Here is a 19,190-nt window from a genome sequence, read left to right as displayed (position 1 = left end):
GGGTAATGTTCATGCCGCCGACGCCCGCCAGCAGAAACTTGCGGCCCACCGACGGCATGGCGTCGAACACCTGCACTGCCAGGCCCGCCTGGGCCAGGGCTTCGGCGGCCATCAGGCCGGCGGGGCCGGCGCCGATGACGACAGCCAGGGGAGGGGATGCGGGGCGTAGATCGGACATGGTGGTCAGCAGGCTGTGGAAAAGACCGCGCATTCTAACGCAGCAGGGGCCATGCAAGCACTGAGCAAAAAATGATCAGTATGCTGCAGGGCACGGTGGTAAAGGGCTGTAGCGGCTTTCCAGCAGGTTATCCACAGGCGGTTCCACAGTCATTGTGAACAACTGATGACCTTCGCCGCGCTGTGGTGGAGGATGCCGTGGCGCCGCGCCAGGGCTTCCCTGTCCTTGCTGTAGCCGCCGCCGATCACGCCGACCACCGGGATATCCCGCCCCAGGCAGTGGCGCATGACATGCTCGTCGCGCGCAGCCAAGCCGGCATCGGTCAGTTGCAGGTAGCCGAGGGCATCGTCCTTATGTACGTCCACACCGGCGTCGTACAGCACCAGGTCGGGTTGATACAGCGGCAACAGGTAGTTGAGCGCGTCTTCCACCACCTTCAGGTAGGCGGCGTCACCCATGCCCCGCGGCAGCGGAATGTCCCAGTCGCTGTGGGCCTTGCGCGCCGGGAAGTTCTGTTCGCAGTGCAACGATACGGTGATGGCGTCCGGGGTGTCCTGCAGGATGCGCGCGGTGCCATCGCCCTGGTGCACGTCGCAATCGAAGATCAGCACCCGGTGCACCCGCCCGGCTTCGAGCAGGTAGCGGCTGATCACGGCCAGGTCGTTGAAGATGCAGAAACCGGCTGGGTGGTCATAGTGGGCGTGGTGGGTACCGCCGGCCAGGTGGCAGGCCAGGCCGTGCTGCAGCGCCATTTCGGCAGCCAGCAGCGAGCCGCCCACCGCACGCACGGTGCGCCGCGCCAAGGCCTCGCTCCAGGGCAAGCCCAGGCGGCGCTGGTCCTCGCGCGACAGCTCGCCGTGCATGTAGCGCTCGATATAGTCGCGGTCGTGGGCCAGGGCGAGGATGTCGTTGGGGCAGATTTGCGGGCGCAGCAAAGCCTGGTCGGTGGTCAGCCCGCTCTCGACCAGGTGGTCGCGCAGCAAGCGGAACTTGTCCATGGGGAAACGATGCTCGGGTGGAAACTCCGGGCTGTAGTCATCGTGGTAGATCAGCGGCAACGGCATGGTGGGTTCGCAATCGGGGCCAGTGCTGATCTTGCCAGTTGTTGGGTTGTGGGTAAAAGTGCTGCGCCGCGCCTACGCTGAACCTGTAGCACGGCAAAACCGGAGCACGCCCCATGACCCCCATCCTTGAACTGGAAAGCGCCCGCCTGGTGTTGCGCCAATGGCATGACGACGACCTGCGCGAGTTCGCCGCCATGAGCGCCGACCCGCAGGTGATGCGTTACTTTCCAGCCCCCATGACGCGGCTGGAGGCGGCGGCACTGATCGGCAGGATCCGCGGCCATTTCAACGAATACGGCTTCGGCCTGTGGGCCCTGGAGCGCAAGGACAGCGGCGCCTTCATCGGCATGACCGGCCTGCTCAACGTCAACTTCGATGCGCCGTTCGCGCCGGCCGTGGAAATCGGCTGGCGCCTTGCTCGGCGCCACTGGGGCCTGGGCTTTGCCAGCGAGGCGGCGTGGACCTGCCTGCGTTGTGCTTTCGCCCAATTGCGCCTGGAGGAGGTGGTGTCGTTCACTACCGAGGCCAACCTGCCGTCGCAGAAGGTCATGCAGGCCATCGGCATGGAGCAGGACCTGCAAGGCAGTTTCGAGCACCCGCGCCTGCCCGCCGGGCACCCGCTGCGGCCCCACGTGCTGTACCGCATCGACCGGCCCCGCTGGGAGCAGACCTTGCGCGCTGAATGAGCGGTCATGCGCGGTGCCGATGACAAACCCTGTATCATTTGCCTTCATGAAAGCGCCGTAGAGCTGTGATGCCTTGCTAGGAGAACCCCCGATGAGTCATGTGTTGGACGACCTGGTCGACCTGTTGAGCCTCGAATCGATCGAGGAGAACCTGTTCCGTGGACGCAGCCAGGACCTGGGCTTCCGCCAGCTGTACGGTGGTCAGGTGCTGGGCCAGTCACTGTCGGCGGCCAGCCAGACGGTCGAAGACGCGCGCCATGTGCATTCGCTGCACGGCTACTTCCTGCGCCCGGGCGATGCCAGCCTGCCGGTGGTCTATTCGGTCGACCGTGTGCGCGATGGCGGCAGCTTCAGTACCCGGCGCGTGACGGCCATCCAGAAGGGCCAGACCATTTTCACTTGCAGTGCGTCGTTCCAGTACGACGAGGAAGGTTTCGAGCACCAGGCGCAGATGCCTGATGTGGTCGGGCCGGAGAACCTGCCGAGCGAGGTCGAACTGGCCCGCGCCATGGCCGATCACCTGCCTGAGCGCATTCGTGACAAGGTGCTGTGTGCCAAGCCGATCGAGATACGCCCGGTCACCGAGCGTGACCCGTTCAACCCCAAGCCCGGCGACCCGGTGAAATACACCTGGTTCCGCGCCGACGGCACCCTGCCGGACGTGCCCGCGCTGCACAAGTACCTGCTGGCCTACGCCTCGGACTTCGGCCTGCTGACCACCTCGCTGTTGCCCCATGGCAAATCGGTGTGGCAGCGCGACATGCAGATCGCCAGCCTCGACCACTCGTTGTGGTTCCACGGCAACCTGCGCGCCGATGAGTGGCTGCTGTACGCCACCGACAGCCCATGGGCCGGCAATGCCCGGGGTTTCTGCCGGGGCAGTATCTACAACCGTGCCGGGCAACTGGTGGCGTCGTCTTCGCAGGAAGGCTTGATCCGTCACCGCAAGGACTGGGCATGAGCCTGGCCGATATCCGCAACTGGGTGTTCGACATGGACGGCACCCTCACCGTGGCAGTGCATGATTTTGCCGCCATTCGTGAGGCACTGGAGATTCCGCCCGAGGACGACATCCTCACCCACCTGGCGGCATTGCCTGCGGCGCAAGCGGCCGCCAAGCATGCGTGGCTGCTGGAGCACGAGCGCGACCTGGCGGTTGCCTCGACTGCAGCTACCGGTGCTGTGGAGCTGGTGCGGGAGCTGGCCGGGCGTGGCTGCCGGTTGGGCATCCTTACCCGTAATGCGCGTGAGCTGGCGCATGTCACGCTGGAGGCGATCGGCCTGGCGGATTGCTTTGCCGTCGAGCACGTGCTCGGTCGTGACGAGGCGGCGCCCAAGCCCAACCCCGATGGCCTGCTGAAGATCGCCAGTGCCTGGGGTGTGGCGCCGAGCGAACTGGTGATGGTGGGTGACTACCGCTTCGACCTGGATTGCGGCCGAGCGGCCGGGGCGCGCACAGTGCTGGTGAACCTGCCGGATAACCCATGGCCGGAACTGGTGGACTGGCATGCGGTGGACTGCCGTGCTTTGCGGGCGTTGCTGGGCTGAGTTTTCGGTCGTCTGCGCTTGCCCTGCCGCCGGCAAGTTGATCACCGCTGCTGAAGGCTGCCCGAGCACCTGTGGGAGCCAGCTTGCCGGCGATAGGGCCGTTACTGTCTATGCTCACCCCCAGTCTTTTCCCCAAACGGAGAACCAGCCATGACCCATAAAGCCATTTACGTGCAACCCGGCGGCGGCTACGACAAGGTCGAAGTCGGCACCTGCGAGGCTGCTGCGCCCAAGCCCGGCGAGATCACCGTACGCCTGCACGCCAGCTCCCTCAACTACCACGACTTTGCCGTGGTCAGCGGCATGTGGGGGCCGAGCGAGCGGCGCATTCCCATGGCCGATGGCGCCGGCGAAGTGATTGCGATCGGGGCGGGCGTCAGTGAGTTCAAGGTAGGCGACAGCGTGGTCAGCACCTTCTTCCCGGACTGGCTCGATGGCCAGGCACTGGTCGAAGGCTTCGCCAGCGTGCCGGGCGATGGCATCGACGGCTACGCGCGTGAACAGGTCACCGCCCGCGCCACCTCCTTCACCTTGGCGCCCAAGGGCTACAGCCACGCCGAAGCCGCCACCCTGACGACCGCCGGCCTCACGGCCTGGCGTGCGCTGATGAGCGACGATCACCTCAAGCCCGGTGACACCGTACTGGTGCAGGGCACCGGCGGCGTGTCGATCTTCGCCCTGCAGTTCGCCAAGCTGGCAGGCGCCACGGTAATCGCCACCTCGTCCAGCGATGCCAAGCTCGAACGCCTCAAGGCCCTGGGCGCTGATCACCTGATCAACTACAAGAGCACCCCGGCCTGGGGCGAGAAGGTGCGTGAACTCACCGGCAACCGTGGCGTCGATCATGTGATCGAGGTAGGCGGGCCGGCGACGCTGGAGCAGTCGATGATTGCCGCACGGATCGGTGGGCATGTGTCATTGATCGGCATCCTTACCGGTGTCGCCGGGCAGTTGCCGCTGGTTCAGGCGCTGGTTCGGCAGATCCGTCTGCAGGGCGTGCTGGTGGGTAGCCGCGCGCAGCAGCAGGCGATGGTCCGGGCGATCGACGCCAACGGCTTGCTGCCTGTGGTGGACAAGCATTTTGAGCTGGAGCAGATCGTCGAAGCGTTCCGCTACCAGGAGAGCAACCGGCATTTCGGCAAGATCTGCCTGACCTGGTAGTCGCCGGTCTTAGTCCGGCAACAAGCGGTCCCGGCTGTTGGACAGATGCAGGCAGATCGCCGCCCGCGCCGCATCCGGGTCCTGCCGGCCAATGGCGTTGAGAATCGCCTCATGCTCCAGGTTGGCCAGGTAGGCATGCCGGGCCAGGTTGGCCCCGGCGCGTTCGGCGATGGCCATGCGGTTGCGTGGAATCAGGCCATTGCCCAGCTGCGCCATCATCTCGCTGAAGTACAGGTTGCCGGTGGCCTCGGCGATCAGCAGGTGAAAGCGGCGGTCCGCTTCGATGCAACTGTCACCGGCGGCGGCGAGGTCCTGATAATCGTCCAGCGCCTGGCGCATGCGTGCCAGGTGGTGTTCGTTGCGGCGCACGGCGGCGAGGGCGGCTGCCTGGCCTTCGAGGCCGATGCGCAGTTCCAGCAGGTCGCGCACGCTTGCGGCATTCTCCACTCCCACACGTAACCCGGCCTGCGCCGGGCGCGCCATCACGAAGGTACCAATCCCGTGGCGCGGCTCTACCAGGCCAGAGGCCTGCAGCTTCGACAGGGCTTCACGCACCACGGTGCGGCTGACACCGTGCTCGCGCACCAGGGTGTTTTCCGACGGCAGTTTGTCGCCCGGCTTGATGGTGCCCAGCAGGATCTGCTGGGTCAGGCTGGAGACCAGGTCGTGGGCACGGCTGTGGCCTGTTTTGCGGGGCTGCTGGGGCATGGGCCGCTCCGGTTGGCGAGTTAGCTTGTACGACAAGTTAGCCGATAAAAATAGTTTCTGCCTGTTTTTTCGCGGCGCCGGGTAACCTTAAAAGTGATCTTAGGAACGTTATCGCCGCTTTTATACGATCTATAAGCTTGTATTTTGTGTTTTTAACGACAATCGCCATCTTGTCGTACAACTTCGCCGCGCATATGCTCTGCCCACTGTCATGTCAGACCACCTCGACCCGCACAAAAACAATTAGTGGGAGATACACAAGTGAACGACACCCTCGATCCGTCTGCCCGTAACGGTGGCGACGTGCTGGCCAGCGCCGTGGCCAAGGTCAAGCGCCACGTCCTGCCGCTGTTCGTGATCATGTTCATCGTCAACTACCTCGACCGCGTCAACATCGGCTTCGTCCGGCCGCATCTGGAAAGCGACCTGGGCATCAGCGCTGCGGCCTATGGTTTTGGTGCCGGGCTGTTCTTCATCGGCTATGCGCTGTTCGAAGTGCCCTCGAACATGCTGTTGCAGCGCGTCGGCGCCCGCCTGTGGCTGACCCGCATCATGTTCACCTGGGGGCTGGTGGCCACGGCCATGGCCTTCGTGCAGAACGAAACCCAGTTCTACGTGCTGCGCTTTTTGCTCGGTGTTGCCGAGGCCGGCTTCTTCCCTGGGGTGATCTACTACTTCACCCGCTGGCTGCCAGCTGCCGAACGCGGCAAGGCGATTGCCATCTTCCTCAGCGGCTCGGCGCTGGCCTCGCTGATCTCCGGCCCACTGGCCGGCGCGCTGATGCAGATCCAGGGCCTGGGCATGCATGGCTGGCAGTGGATGTTGTTCATTGAGGGCATGGCCTCGGTCACGCTGTGCTTCTTCGTGTTCTTCTGGCTCGACTCCAAACCGCACGACGCCAAGTGGCTGAGCAAGGCCGAGCAGGATGCGCTGGTCGATACCATCGACCGCGAGCAACGTGAGCGCGAAGCCACCGGCGCCGTCAAGGTATCGTCCTGGAGCCTGCTCAAGGACCGCCAGATCGTGCTGTTCTGCCTGATCTACTTCTGCATCCAGCTGACCATCTACGCTGCGACCTTCTGGTTGCCCAGCATCATCAAACGCATGGGTGATCTGAGCGACCTGCAGGTCGGCTTCTTCAACTCCATCCCGTGGCTGATCTCGATTTTGGCCATGTATGCCTTCGCCGCTGGCTCCTCACGCTGGAAGTTCCAGCAGGCCTGGGTGGCTGCTGCCCTGGTGATCGCGGCCATCGGCATGTTCATGTCGACCACGGGCGGGCCGGTGTTCGCCTTTGTCGCGGTGTGCTTTGCCGCCATCGGTTTCAAGTCGGCTTCGTCACTGTTCTGGCCGATCCCCCAAGGCTATCTGGACGCACGTATCGCTGCGGCGGTGATCGCCCTGATCAACTCGGTGGGCAACCTGGGCGGCTTCGTCGCGCCCACCACCTTCGGCCTGCTCGAGCAGCAGACCGGGTCGATCCAGGGTGGCCTGTACGGCCTGGCCGTGACCTCGGTGCTGGCGGCCATTGCGGTGTTCTTCGTGCGCACTCGCCCAAAGGGCGTCCCCTCCAATGACCTCAAGGCCCCTTCGGCCTTGGGCCAGACCCACTGATGACTGCGAGACAACAATCATGAACATGCAGACGACTCCCGCACTCCACACCAGCACCCCCGTGGTCACCGACCTGCGCGTGATCCCGGTTGCCGGCCATGACAGCATGCTGCTCAACCTCAGTGGCGCCCATGGCCCGTTCTTCACCCGTAACGTTGTGGTGCTGCGTGACAGCGCCGGCAACACGGGCCTGGGCGAAGTGCCCGGTGGCGAGAAGATCCGCCAGACCCTGGAAGATGCCCGCAGCCTGGTGGTCGGCCAGCCGATCGGCCACTACCAGCGTGTGCTCAATGCCATGCGCCAGACCTTCGCCAACCGCGATGCCGGCGGGCGTGGCCTGCAGACCTTCGACCTGCGCATTACCGTGCATGCGGTGACGGCCATCGAGTCGGCGCTGCTCGACTTGCTCGGCCAGCACCTCAATGTGCCCATGGCCGCGCTGCTTGGCGAAGGCCAGCAGCGCGACGCGGTGAAAATGCTCGGCTACCTGTTCTATATCGGTGACCGCCAGCAGACCGACCTGGCTTACCGCAACGAGGCCGATGCCGATGATGACTGGTTCCGCCTGCGTCACGAGAAGGCACTGACCCCTGAGGCCGTGGTGCGCCTGGCTGAAGCCGCCAAGCAGCGCTATGGCTTCAGCGACTTCAAGCTCAAGGGCGGCGTGCTGCGTGGCGAAGAGGAGATGGAGGCGGTGACAGCGCTGGCCGAGCGCTTCCCCGAAGCGCGTATCACGCTAGACCCCAATGGCGCCTGGTCATTGCAAGAGGCCATCGCCCTGTGCCGTGACAAGCACCACGTGCTGGCCTATGCCGAAGACCCGTGCGGTGCCGAAAACGGCTATTCGGGCCGTGAGGTGATGGCCGAGTTCCGCCGTGCCACCGGCTTGCCCACCGCCACCAACATGATCGCCACCGACTGGCGCCAGATGGGCCATGCGATCCAGTTGCAATCAGTGGACATCCCCTTGGCCGACCCACACTTCTGGACCTTGCAGGGCTCGGTACGGGTGGCGCAGATGTGCAACGACTGGGGCCTGACCTGGGGTTCGCATTCGAACAACCACTTCGATATTTCATTGGCGATGTTCACCCAGGTGGCCGCGGCGGCGCCGGGTGAGATCACGGCGATCGACACCCACTGGATCTGGCAGGACGGCCAGCGCCTTACCCGCGAGCCGCTGCGCATCGTCGACGGCCATGTGCGCGTGCCAGAGCGCCCAGGGCTAGGGGTGGAGCTGGATGAAGACCAACTGGCCAAGGCCCATGAGTGCTACCGCAGCATGGGGCTGGGAGCGCGGGATGACGGTGTGGCGATGCAGTTCCTGATCCCGGGCTGGACGTTCGATAACAAGCGGCCTTGCCTGGTGCGTTGAAGCCCGGTGCCCAATCGCCGGCAAGCCGGCCCCACTGGGTTTACGCTGAGCTAGAGAGCAGCGGGGTACCTGTGGGAGCCGGCTTGCCGGCGATTGGGCTGCGCAGCAGCCCCCTCACCCCGCCTCAAAAAATGCCCGAGCCATCACCACAAACGCGCCCAACACTGGATTCGGATTATCCCGGCAATACGCCAGAAAGATCTCCGCCTGCTGGTCCATCCCCATCAGTGGCTTGAACACCACCTGCTCCAGCCGCAGCGCCTGCGCCGATGCCGGCACCACCGCACAGCCCAGCCCGACATTCACCAACCCCAGAATCGAATGCGTCTGCCCCAGTTGGTGCAGATAACGCGGCTGCACCTCGTGGCGGGCAAACAGATTGGCGATGCGATCATGGAAGTAGCGCCCCTCGTTGGCGCTGTACATCACGAACGGCTGCTGATCGAAATCGGTCGGCTTGAGCCGCTCGCGCGCTGCCAGTGCATGGCCGACGGGGAGGGCGGCGACGAAGGGCTCGCGGTGGATCGGCAGGTACTCCACGCGCGCGCTGGGCAGTACCTGGCGCACCAGACCGACATCGATCAGCCCAGCCTCCAGGTCATGCACCTGGGTTGCGGAGATACGCTCGCTGAGCATCAGTTCGATGTCGGGTACGGTCTTGGCGGCGTGCACCAGCAGGCGCGGGATCATGCTGTAGGCCCCGACCGCTGTGAAGCCCAGCGTCAGTCGGCCAGCCTCGCCATGGGCAATGCGCCGGGCCGACTGGCTGGCCGATTCGGCAATCTGCAGTATGCGCCGGGCATCTTCCAGAAAGCTCTGCCCGGCGAGCGTGAGCCGCGCCTGGCGGTTGTTGCGCTCGAGCAGCAGCACCCCCAGCGAATGCTCCAACAGCTGGATCTGCCGGCTCAACGGCGGCTGGGTCATGTGCAGGCGGCTGGCGGCACGGCCGAAATGCAGCTCCTCGGCAACCGCTACGAAGCAGCGCAGCTGGTGCAGCTCCATGATTCAATTCCTGAATTATTCGATCCACCATCTATATTAGACCTGTATCGAATGCCGGCCTAGCATCGAGTCACACCTTTGAAGTTGCCGGATATCAACGATGAACAACGACAACACCGCAGCCGTCGAGCTGCTGCTCACCCAGCCGGTACCGGATGCCATCGATACGCAACTGGTCAGTGCCTACCAGGTGCATCGGCTGTATCGACATGACAATCCTCAACAACTGCTCGATGAAGTCGGCCCTCGTATTCGTGGGGTGGTCACCGGTGGCGCCAAAGGCTTGGCCAATGCGCTGATGGATCAACTGCCAGCGCTGCAGATCATCGCCATCAGTGGCATCGGCACCGACGCTGTCGACCTGCACCACGCGGCGAAGCGCGGCATACATGTCACCACGACACCGGGGGTGCTCACCGATGACGTGGCCGATATGGCCATGGGGTTGATCATCAACACACTGCGCCGCCTGGGCGAAGGTGAACGTCTGGTGCGTGACGGCTTGTGGGGCACGGTCAACCTGCCGTTGGCGCGCAAGGTCAGTGGTAGTGCGCTGGGCATCGTTGGCCTGGGGCAAGTCGGCAAGGCCATTGCCCGCCGCGCTGCCGCCTTCGACATGCACATTGCTTACAACGGCCGGCGCGAACAGCACGGCTGTGGCTACCGCTTCGTCGCTGACCTGGTCGAACTGGCGCGTTCGGTGGATGTGCTGGTGGTAGCGGCCTCGGCTGATGGCAGCAAGGTGCTGGTGAGCGCCGAGGTGCTCGACGCGCTGGGCCCGCAGGGCTACCTGATCAACGTGGCGCGCGGCAAGTTGGTGGATGAAGGCGCACTGGTCGAGGCTTTGCGCAAACGGCGCATTGCCGGTGCCGGGCTGGATGTGTTCGTCGATGAACCCCATGTGCCACCGGCTTTGTGTGACCTCAACCAGGTCAGCCTGCAGCCGCACCGAGGCAGCGCCACCCTGCAGACCCGCCTGGAAATGGGGCAAATGGTGCTGGACAACCTCGCTGCCTGTTTCCGCGGCGAGGTGCCACCGAACTGCGCGTAGCCCCTATCGCCGGCAAGCCGGCTTCCACTGGGAGCCCACTGCTTTGCAGCCCGGTGATGTACCTGTAGGCGCCGGCTTGCCGGCGATAGGGCCACTAGCGACACCACAAGGCCACACCTTCTCTGCACAAGAACAATCGCTTCCATCGAGAAGCAAGAGGGTACACATGAACAGCAAATCCGCCGTCGCCGCACCGCAGGCCGTCGCCGCAATCGGCCGCCATCGCTTCCTTGTCCTGGCGCTGATCTTTGTCATCACGGTCATCAACTATGCCGACCGCGCCACCCTGTCGATCACTGGCACCGAGGTACTCAAGGACCTCGGCCTGGACCCGGTCATGCTCGGCATGATCTTCTCTGCCTTCGCCTGGGCCTATGCCCTCGGCCAGGTACCCGGCGGCTGGTTGCTGGACCGCTTCGGTGCACGCCGCGTGTATGGCATCAGCCTGATTCTCTGGTCGCTGTTCACCCTGCTGCAAGGCACAGTGGGCTGGCTGGGCCTGGCCGGTGTGTCGGCTGCGGTGGCGTTGTTCTCCATGCGTTTCATGCTCGGCCTGGTGGAGTCACCGGCATTCCCGGCCAACTCGCGCATCGTCAGTTGTTGGTTCCCCACCCGCGAGCGCGGTACCGCATCGGCGCTGTTCAATTCGGCGCAGTACATGGCAGTGGTGGTGTTCGCGCCGCTGATGGCGTGGATGACCCACACGATGAGCTGGGAGCAGGTATTCATCTGGATGGGCGTGCTCGGCCTGCTGCTGAGCGTGGTGTGGTTCCGCCTTTACCATGAGCCGCACAGCGCACCGGGGTTGAGCCGTGAAGAGTTCGACTACATGCGTGAAGGCGGAGCGCTGGTCGACCTGGAAAAAGAGCGCAAGACGGCCAAGAGCAAACCGACCCGCGCGGAGCTTGCACAGCTGTTCACCAGCCGCAACCTGTGGGCGGTCTACCTGGGGCAGTACTGCATTACCGCGCTCACCTATTTCTTCATCACCTGGTTCCCGATCTACCTGATCAAGGGCCGTGGCATGACCATCATGGAGGCCGGCTGGGTGGCCGCGTTGCCGGCCATCTGCGGCTTTACCGGTGGCATCCTTGGCGGCTTCGTGTCCGACTGGCTGATCCGCCGCGGCGTGCACCCGTCCAGGGCGCGCAAGACGCCGTTCGTGATCGGCATGGCGTTGTCCACCACCTTGGTGCTGGCCAATTACGTGGATGGCAACGCGGCGGTAATTGCCCTGATGACTTTGGCATTCTTCGGCAAGGGCCTGGCAGCGGTGGGTTGGGCGGTGCTGTCTGATGTGGCACCGAAGAAAATGGTTGGCCTGTGCGGTGGCGTGTTCAACGGCATCGGCAATATTGCCGGCATCGTCACCCCGCTGGTGATCGGCTACGTAGTGGCCAGCACCGGCTCCTTCGACAACGCACTTTGGTTCGTAGCCGCCCACGGCGTGCTGGGGATCTTCGCTTACCTGTTGCTGGCCCGGCGCTTCGAACGGACGGGGCAGGCGTAGGCAGACGCCTGAGCAACAGAGGCCCCGGGAGACCGGGGCTTTTTTGTACCTGTTACGCATACCCAGATGAAAAACAAAACCCTCAAATGGCCATCAGGCGTGTCTGGACATGCCATCCACGACATCTGACGTTTATGGAAAAGCGCTGTCGTGATCGAACAGTTGCGAGGCGTTCTCGTGTAATTTCCCGCAGCCTCAGCCGGCTTAAATGAACCCCGAACCGCACTGACACCCTGCTTTGTGACGCGTGCCAAAGATCAACAACAGCGCGCAAGCAAGGTGTCGACTCATTGAATCCAAAGGAGATATTTTCGCCTACGCCTGCCCGTCCTTCCTTGTGTCAGCAAAAAGAGAACAACATCAATGAACACCGTGGGAACTGATGGCAACCTTGCACAAGGTTTCAAGCCACGTCATGTAACGATGCTGTCCATCGCGGGCATCATCGGCGCCGGTCTTTTCGTCGGCTCCGGGCACGCCATCGCGGCAGCCGGGCCAGCCACCATTGTTTCTTACTTCGTGGCCGGGACCCTGGTGGTGCTGGTCATGCGCATGCTCGGCGAAATGGCCGTGGCGCACCCCGACACCGGTTCGTTCTCCACCTATGCCGACCAGGCCATCGGCCGCTGGGCCGGCTACACCATCGGCTGGCTGTACTGGTGGTTCTGGGTGCTGGTGATCCCGATCGAAGCACTGGCCGCCGGGCATGTGCTCAACGCCTGGTTCCCACAGGTGGACAGCTGGATCTTCGCCCTCGCTTCCGTACTGCTACTGGCGTGCACCAACCTGTTCAGCGTGGCCAAGTACGGTGAGTTCGAGTTCTGGTTCGCCATTCTCAAAGTCACGGCAATCCTTTGCTTCATCGGCTTGGGCTTTGCGGCCCTGATGGACTGGTTGCCCAACCGCGAAGTCAGCGGGTTGAGCGGGTTGATGAGCGCCTACGGCGGCTTTGCGCCCAACGGCTGGTCTGCCGTGATCGGCGCATTCATCACTGTGATGTTCAGCTTCATCGGCACCGAAGCGGTGACCATTGCCGCCTCCGAATCCAGCGACCCGTCGCGTAACATCGCCAAGGCCACGCGCTCGGTGATCTGGCGCATCAGTACCTTCTACATCCTGTCGATCTTCGTGATCATCTCGATCGTGCCGTGGAACGACCCGCAGCTTGCGGTGGTGGGTTCTTACCAGCGTGCGCTGGAAATCATGAACATCCCCAATGCCGCCTTCATGGTCGACCTTGTGGTGCTGGTGGCCGTGACCAGCTGCATGAACTCATCGATCTATATCGCTTCGCGGATGATGTACTCACTGGCCAAGCGCGGTGATGCACCGGCCTTCCTCAACAAGACCTCCAAGGTCGGCGTGCCACGCGCTGCCGTGTTCGGCAGCACCCTGATCGGCGCGGCCATCGCCATCCTCAACTACTTCGCACCCAAGGGTGTGTTCGAGTTCCTGCTGGCCAGCTCCGGCGCCATTGCGCTGCTGGTTTACATGGTCATCGCCATCTCCCAGCTGCGCATGCGCCGCCGCCTGGAGCGCGAAAACGCGGAACTGAAATTCCGCATGTGGCTGTTCCCGTGGCTGACCTGGGCGGTGATCATTTTCATTGGCGGGGCGCTGGCGGTGATGATGTATACGCCTGAGCATCGGGTGGAGGTGAGTTCGACCTTGGGCTTGGCGATCGTGATTTCCTTCCTTGGGATTGTCACTTCGCGGGGGCATGCGCAGGCGGTGGGCGTACGGTCGATGGGGTGACGGGGGATCAAGCAAGAAAGTCGCGCCGCGGGTGCGACTTTTTTCGGCACGGGGGATGCCCACCTTGTGTGGCAGCCTCAAGGGTGCAGAGATCTACCGCTGCAGCATCCCTGGATTAGACCGGCTATTGTCGGGAGAGCACACCGGATATCGGGCAGTATAAAAAAGCACCTGGGTGACCAGGTGCCTTTTACGTGTTTGGTGGGCCGGGGTAATTTGCATCCAGTTGGTATCTATCTGTTTTGGCTAGTAAATAATTTTTAGATCAACTTGCTTGGAATACCAGTTGGAACGCTGCGTGGCCTGGATTCCGATGGACGGTGCTTTTTGAGAACCGCGCCCAAAAACGAATCGGGATAAAGCAGATGGTCGCACTGTTGATTGTTGCCCCTGCGCTCGCCGGCACAGGGGCTCCTAGCAAACGATACCGTCAATGATTGCTGTGTTGGCTAAGCCGACTCTCGAAGTATTGCGCCGTCTCTTTGTCGGTGCAGTACAGGTAGCAACCCTTCATCCCCCTTGTCATCAGGGTTCGATACGTATTTTTGATGATCAGGTCTGTTTCACTTTTCGCGAGGGCAGGTTGCTCTTTCATCATTTTTTTCCAGCCGCGAATCGATTTATCGTGCTTGTCGCGCTCATCTGGGGATGTCACGACCTTACCGTCACGTACGACTAGGTCTGGCCCGATGATGACCCCGATGTAGTCGACTTCCAAACCTTGGCAAGTATGAATGCAGCCAACCTGCTCGATGGAGTTCTCAGCGATGATCCACAGGCTGCCATCCTGATCCAGGTTCCATTGGCGTTTGTAGTCACCAATGACGATATCTGCGGCGGCGGAGTCTTTCTTGCTCAACCAAGGCCAGCAATAGCCCGCGACCACACGAGCTTTGTTTCCGTGGTTTTTCTCACTGATTGCTTCATGCATCGCCTGAGGTGAGTCGAACACCTTAAATTCGTACTCTTGGGTTTCAAGCGTTGGATTTGCCGTCGATCGAATGCCAAGCGTGTCATCCAGCCATGCCAGGTAACCGTCAGAGCCACTACAGCGAAACTGCGAAGACAACACGTATTCTTCAACCACAGCGCCCTTGGCTTTCGCAAAGGCGCGAATCGCCTGCTTGCTGCCGATATCGCTCAAGGTCACCCGCTGGTCTTCATCGATAAAGAAAATGGAGCATTTCGCTGAATCAATCAGCTCCTTGATCTGGTTTTCCCCAAGGTTTCCATAAAGCCCGCTTTTCTCATTCAGCCGATGAGCTTCGTCCACGATAAGCGCATCGAATGTGTTCGGCTCAGTGTCGATGAATGCCCCAGAGCCCGAAAAGAAATTTGAGAAATGGCTGCGCTTGATGGTGCCAACCAGTTTGCTTTCGTAGACCTTGCGAGGGGCAGCATTCTTGGAGACGTATTTGCTCATCAGCTTCAACTCGGTGAGCTTCACCAGCAGATTGATAGCCAGAACAGTTTTTCCGGTGCCCGGCCCACCTTCGATGATCATCACCTTGGGTGCTTGGTCCGTGGCCTCGCTTGCTGCCGCCAGCGCCGACTCAAAAATTGCTTTCTGATCGTCAATCAATACGAACTCGGGTTTGCCTTTCATCAACCCCGCGAGGGCCTCGGCTAGCGCCTTGGACGGGCGAATTTTTCCTTCGGACAGTTCGTAAAGAACCTCTTTGTTGTCGCCATGAGTTATATGCTTTTTCAGAAAGCTTCGGAGTTTACTGAGCTCTTCCGGGCCTTTCAGGAACAGTGGAGCCTTGCTGATGTGGGGCTCGTAGTGAGCCGAATCTATGATGCCGTCGCTGACATAGTTATGAAGGTAGGCACACGGACGGATTTCGATGCTTTTGTCATACACCGCCTCGTTGAAGCCTTCCAGCAGCGCTGCATAGGACCATACCTGATAGGACGGGTGAATGGTCTCAATGAGGCCGCCACCCAACGCCGTTTTGACGATGGCGTCTTTGGTCGTGGCGTTGGCCTTGCTCCATTGCTTCAGCTCAATCAGTACGGCCTTTTTTGCTTGTTTTTCGTCGCGACCGGTGAGTAGAAAGTCGATTCGCTTCGACGACTGCGGAATGTGCAATTCAATGGCCAGGCCCGCATCGCTCGGCAGGCCATCATCTCTAAGGACCTTGGCCATGTACGTTAGGGACCCTTGCCACGACCTGATTTCCGAGGTGCCAACGTTCTTGCCGGTTGCTTCCTTGTAATGCCTGAGGATCACCTCCTCAATGTCATCGTTATCGTTGTCTTTGAGAAATTGCTGTTTGGTCGCAGCGTAAACGATCACGGATTGTCCTTAGGTGCGTGTTAGTCAGAGTCGGTCGTACTTTTTGCTGTTGCTTCTGGCTTTCTCTACGGGGTACTTCTGGCCATTCGAGGCGAGTTTCTGTGTCACGGCCTCGTTGAGGTCAATGCCGAGTACGCTGCTCAGGCGAACCAGGTACATCAGTACGTCCGCCAGTTCGTCCTTCACGGCTTGGCCGATTTCGGGATCTGTTGCGGCGGAGATCGAGTCGGCATCGCTCATCCATTGGAAAATCTCGCACAGCTCGCCTACCTCGCCGGTGAGAGCAAGGATGAGATTTTTGGGGGAGTGGAACTGCTGCCAGTCGCGATCATCTGCGAAACGCTGGAGGGATGCGGCGAGCTTCGTTGTGTCAACCAGTGGCGTGGATGATCTGTCTGAGTCACTCACGGGACTATCTCTTGGGTATCAGCGAGGGGCCGAAGGCATGTAGGAAATCAGGCTTAGCATTGTAAGGTCTTTCGCTATTGACGCAGGCTTTTTGTTTTTCTCTCGCTCACTTCCTGCCAGCCGAATTGCTTGCCTGCATTCGTTACGTCATTTGAGGGGCGCGTGAGTCGCCTTAAGCGAATTTTCCAGTGTCTAGCGACAGCCTCCGCCGTTTCAGGTCTGGCAATTGGCGACAGGATGTTGACTGCCGCGGCGACGCACTGGAATCGTCGAAGATCTATATCGCGACTGCCAGCGGCGTCCGACCTGACTGGCGTGTCACTAGGAATCGAAACAACGCCTTACCTCCTGAAAATGGACGCACCGCGCATGCTTGTGGCTTCATCACAATCATCTACAAAGTTGTTGCTTGTGACATCGGTGTTTGTCCTGCCGATTGTCATGAGGGGGGATTGCCGCAAAGGACTGTGCGATCAGGGCTACGGCAGTGTTAAGGCGCCCGTCTCTTTCCACTGAGAGAGACGGGCGGCGTTGGCGCAATAGCCGGCCTAGCGAGGAGGTTGCTGCAGGGCAGTGCTGTACTGTTTAGCTGGCGCGCGATGGCCATGAGGTTAGAGAGCCCCCAACACCGAGGAGGTCACTGGGTGTGCTGTCGAATACTGATCGCCCTTGGAAGAACCACCGCATCGAGTGGGATGGGTATTGAAGACTTTGGTACCTGGGAACCGCCAATGGCAGCGCTTGTATTGGCCCGATAGGGGTAGTGGAAAACACGGGGAGCAACTTGGCCAAGCTAGCTTTTACGACGGGAGCACGCTTGGCCTGCATAGAGTAGCGCTCAAGTTTTCATCATGCCCAATTCGGCATCATCGAGCAGGGCCTTGGCCAGGGCGCAAAGGTAGTGCGAGGCCCAGAGCAACTGCGGTTTGTCTTCCATCAGCCCGTCGATGCTCAGGTCGCGGGCATAGCCCATCAGTTCCGAGGCCTGCTCGCGAGCGGCCTGGCATGGGATGCCGGCTGCGATGCGGAAAAGGGCGTGGGTCTGGTTTTCACCTTGGAAGAAGGTGGTTTTGCCGACGGTGAATTTGGTTTCTTCGGTGGTCACTGTTTGATCTCCCTGAAGTCGTAGTCGCCTGGCCTAGCCCTATCGCCGGCAAGCCGGACGCCTACAAGTTCATCGTTGTGCGGGAGAGTCAGGCCAGGCAGGTCATGATGCGGGTCAGTGCAGCGTTTGCGGATCGGTGGATTTCTGGATTTGGACCAGCGCCGCTTCGAGCAATGCGCGTAGCGCCTCGAGCTCGTGCATTGAGGTCATGATCAACAACGACACAGGTGACTTGGGCTGCATCTGCATCTGCATTGCCTGCTGGGCGACGGCTTCGGCGCACAAGGCGTAGTCAGCGGCCATCATCAGTGTGTCTTCCAGGGAGTGGAGTAGGTGGGGTGGATCGGGGACTATCTTCAACATGATTGCTTCCATTTCAGGGCCGTCACCGTCTGCTGTCAAACAGAGGGTGGCAGCTGTACGCGGGTTGACAGACCGGCGGAAACAACAAGTTCCGGCGCACGCAAGCGTGCCCGCACGTACAGCCGCCATAACGACGAACCGTTTTGTTGTTTACCGTCGCGACCTGTCAAAGTCATGCCGTTGATGTGCAACGACGCACCGAGACTAAGACCCTGGAAAAGCGACCGCAACGGAAAACAGGGTTGTAGAGTATCTTTGGGAAATGGACTACAAGAAAGGGGATAAATCTGACTTTTTCGCTGCATTTCGAAACGATCTGTAACGTCAAGCAGGTGCGATGTGATTATTTCAGGCACAAAAAAAGACGCCCGAGGGCGTCTTCTTCTTTAGGATTTGGTGGAGCCGGGGGGATTTGAACCCCCGTCCGCCAGTACTCCGCTGTCGGTACTACATGCTTAGCCGTGTCTATTGAGTTAATCCGCAGCCGCCCGACGGGCAGGGTGCTTTGGACGAGTTGGGTAAGTTTTAGTCGCTTTGCCCCCAACGTGCTACACGACGATCCTGTTCTGTATGACAATCATTTCGGGTTTACAGGCATCCCCTGATGATTGCTGGAGCCGAAGCTACCAGGAGAGCGGGCTCAGCTGCTTACGCAGCGAGAGCGTAACCCTCGTAGTTTTCGTCATTGGCAACTATAGAAAGTTGCAACAGTGGATTTACGAGTTCTGTTACCAACTCGGCATGCACCTAGAGTTTCGCTACCGGCGTCGAATCCTAATCGGCCCCACACTCAGCTCTAGCTGACGTACCTTTCGGCACGTGCTGCTGAGTATACGCCTTTGCGCGGGCGGCGTCGACAGCCGCTTCTTGCCGCCCGCTCAAAGCTTAGCTACCGCTGCCACCCGCCGAGCCGCTGCCCTTGTCGGTTTTTTCCAGGCGTTCGAGCACTTTGGTGGAAATGGCGATGCATTCTTTGGTGTCGCCAGACGCCTGCGCGGCTTTGGCCTTGTCGACGTGTTCGGTGATGGCCTTGTCCAGGCCTTCGGAAGTGGCGCCAGCGGTGGCCATGCTGTCATCGATTTCCTGCAGTTGCTGAGTGCACAGGTCGTCAGCAGCGAACACCGGTGAAGCCAGGAGGGTAGCGGCCGCGAAGAGGGCCGAAAGCGCGGTACCTTTCATGGGTGTCTCCTTGAAGGCCTCTGGAAGGTGGGCCTGTAAGGGTGGACTGTTGGGGTTTGCCGAGGGTTCAATCGGGGTGCTGGCTTGGCGACATGATGGTGTGCGGCGGGGTGTTGCCGCTGATTGGGCCGCAGCGCGGCCCGGGTGGCATCAGTGGGATTTGTTCAGCCCAAGCTCGATGTCG

18 protein-coding genes and 1 other RNA gene are annotated in these 19,190 nt (G+C 61.2%); 9 read left to right on the top strand and 10 right to left on the bottom strand.

What is annotated here, in order from left to right; translation table 11 throughout:
* On the bottom strand, window positions 1-178 hold a 178-nt coding region (locus BLX42_RS16620; protein WP_161872198.1), incomplete at its 3' end, for an NAD(P)/FAD-dependent oxidoreductase.
* A gap of 149 nt (window positions 179-327) precedes the next feature.
* Window positions 328-1,242, bottom strand: coding sequence for a histone deacetylase (locus BLX42_RS16615; RefSeq protein WP_115273507.1), 915 nt, complete (start codon window positions 1,240-1,242; stop codon window positions 328-330).
* Window positions 1,243-1,355: 113 nt separating this feature from the next.
* On the opposite strand from BLX42_RS16615, the gene BLX42_RS16610 reads away from it, so the two are divergent.
* The 4 genes from BLX42_RS16610 (at window position 1,356) to BLX42_RS16595 (ending at window position 4,637) form a co-directional block, all read left to right on the top strand.
* The gene (locus tag BLX42_RS16610; protein WP_046785152.1) at window positions 1,356-1,928 is read left to right on the top strand and encodes a GNAT family N-acetyltransferase; all 573 of its coding nucleotides are present in this window, start codon (window positions 1,356-1,358) and stop codon (window positions 1,926-1,928) included.
* Window positions 1,929-2,019: 91 nt separating this feature from the next.
* On the top strand, window positions 2,020-2,889 hold the full coding sequence (tesB, locus tag BLX42_RS16605; RefSeq protein WP_012312594.1) for an acyl-CoA thioesterase II: 870 nt from the start codon (window positions 2,020-2,022) through the stop codon (window positions 2,887-2,889).
* The gene (locus tag BLX42_RS16600) at window positions 2,886-3,476 is read left to right on the top strand and encodes an HAD family hydrolase (protein ID WP_012312595.1); all 591 of its coding nucleotides are present in this window, start codon (window positions 2,886-2,888) and stop codon (window positions 3,474-3,476) included. The genes tesB and BLX42_RS16600 overlap by 4 nt, the downstream gene beginning before the upstream one ends.
* Window positions 3,477-3,626: 150 nt before the next feature.
* Window positions 3,627-4,637 (top strand): NAD(P)-dependent alcohol dehydrogenase, encoded by a 1,011-nt coding sequence (locus tag BLX42_RS16595; protein WP_161872197.1) that lies wholly within the window; start codon window positions 3,627-3,629, stop codon window positions 4,635-4,637.
* Between the two features lie 9 nt (window positions 4,638-4,646).
* On the opposite strand, the gene BLX42_RS16590 is transcribed toward BLX42_RS16595, so the two are convergent.
* Window positions 4,647-5,345, bottom strand: coding sequence for a FadR/GntR family transcriptional regulator (locus BLX42_RS16590; protein ID WP_046785154.1), 699 nt, complete (start codon window positions 5,343-5,345; stop codon window positions 4,647-4,649).
* 261 nt (window positions 5,346-5,606) lie between these two features.
* On the opposite strand from BLX42_RS16590, the gene BLX42_RS16585 reads away from it, so the two are divergent.
* On the top strand, window positions 5,607-6,959 hold the full coding sequence (locus tag BLX42_RS16585; RefSeq protein ID WP_161872196.1) for an MFS transporter: 1,353 nt from the start codon (window positions 5,607-5,609) through the stop codon (window positions 6,957-6,959).
* A 19-nt stretch (window positions 6,960-6,978) separates the two neighbouring features.
* Window positions 6,979-8,334, top strand: a complete 1,356-nt coding sequence (gene gudD / locus BLX42_RS16580) for a glucarate dehydratase (RefSeq protein ID WP_012312599.1) — start codon at window positions 6,979-6,981, stop codon at window positions 8,332-8,334.
* Between the two features lie 114 nt (window positions 8,335-8,448).
* On the opposite strand, the gene BLX42_RS16575 is transcribed toward gudD, so the two are convergent.
* Window positions 8,449-9,336 (bottom strand): LysR substrate-binding domain-containing protein, encoded by an 888-nt coding sequence (locus BLX42_RS16575; RefSeq protein WP_161872195.1) that lies wholly within the window; start codon window positions 9,334-9,336, stop codon window positions 8,449-8,451.
* A 100-nt stretch (window positions 9,337-9,436) separates the two neighbouring features.
* Between BLX42_RS16575 and BLX42_RS16570 the strand changes: the two genes are divergently transcribed.
* The 3 genes from BLX42_RS16570 to BLX42_RS16560 all read left to right on the top strand — a co-directional run bounded on the left by BLX42_RS16570 (window position 9,437) and on the right by BLX42_RS16560 (window position 13,652).
* Complete coding sequence (locus BLX42_RS16570; RefSeq protein WP_161872194.1) at window positions 9,437-10,387, top strand: 2-hydroxyacid dehydrogenase; 951 nt, start codon at window positions 9,437-9,439, stop codon at window positions 10,385-10,387.
* A gap of 166 nt (window positions 10,388-10,553) precedes the next feature.
* On the top strand, window positions 10,554-11,897 hold the full coding sequence (locus BLX42_RS16565) for an MFS transporter (protein WP_046785158.1): 1,344 nt from the start codon (window positions 10,554-10,556) through the stop codon (window positions 11,895-11,897).
* A 363-nt stretch (window positions 11,898-12,260) separates the two neighbouring features.
* The gene (locus BLX42_RS16560; RefSeq protein WP_161872193.1) at window positions 12,261-13,652 is read left to right on the top strand and encodes an amino acid permease; all 1,392 of its coding nucleotides are present in this window, start codon (window positions 12,261-12,263) and stop codon (window positions 13,650-13,652) included.
* A 430-nt stretch (window positions 13,653-14,082) separates the two neighbouring features.
* On the opposite strand, the gene BLX42_RS16555 is transcribed toward BLX42_RS16560, so the two are convergent.
* The 6 genes from BLX42_RS16555 to BLX42_RS16530 form a co-directional block, all read right to left on the bottom strand.
* Window positions 14,083-15,951, bottom strand: a complete 1,869-nt coding sequence (locus BLX42_RS16555) for a DUF2075 domain-containing protein (RefSeq protein ID WP_161872192.1) — start codon at window positions 15,949-15,951, stop codon at window positions 14,083-14,085.
* Between the two features lie 24 nt (window positions 15,952-15,975).
* Entirely contained in the window at window positions 15,976-16,359 is a 384-nt protein-coding gene (locus BLX42_RS16550) for a nucleotide pyrophosphohydrolase (RefSeq protein WP_161872191.1), read from the bottom strand.
* Between the two features lie 838 nt (window positions 16,360-17,197).
* Complete coding sequence (locus tag BLX42_RS16545) at window positions 17,198-17,464, bottom strand: DUF3077 domain-containing protein (protein WP_125923549.1); 267 nt, start codon at window positions 17,462-17,464, stop codon at window positions 17,198-17,200.
* A gap of 114 nt (window positions 17,465-17,578) precedes the next feature.
* Window positions 17,579-17,827 carry a hypothetical protein gene (locus BLX42_RS16540; RefSeq protein ID WP_161872190.1) on the bottom strand — a complete coding sequence of 83 codons (249 nt, stop codon included), beginning with the start codon at window positions 17,825-17,827 and terminating at the stop codon, window positions 17,579-17,581.
* Between the two features lie 394 nt (window positions 17,828-18,221).
* Window positions 18,222-18,613, bottom strand: a transfer-messenger RNA (tmRNA) gene (gene ssrA, locus BLX42_RS16535).
* Window positions 18,614-18,712: 99 nt separating this feature from the next.
* Entirely contained in the window at window positions 18,713-19,006 is a 294-nt protein-coding gene (locus BLX42_RS16530) for a hypothetical protein (protein WP_161872189.1), read from the bottom strand.
* Window positions 19,007-19,190: the final 184 nt, after the last annotated feature.

Origin of the sequence: Pseudomonas sp. SG-MS2 (genome assembly GCF_009933855.1) — a bacterium.
Taxonomy (GTDB): domain Bacteria; phylum Pseudomonadota; class Gammaproteobacteria; order Pseudomonadales; family Pseudomonadaceae; genus Aquipseudomonas; species Aquipseudomonas putida_E.
This window is presented reverse-complemented; position numbering and strand designations above follow the sequence as displayed.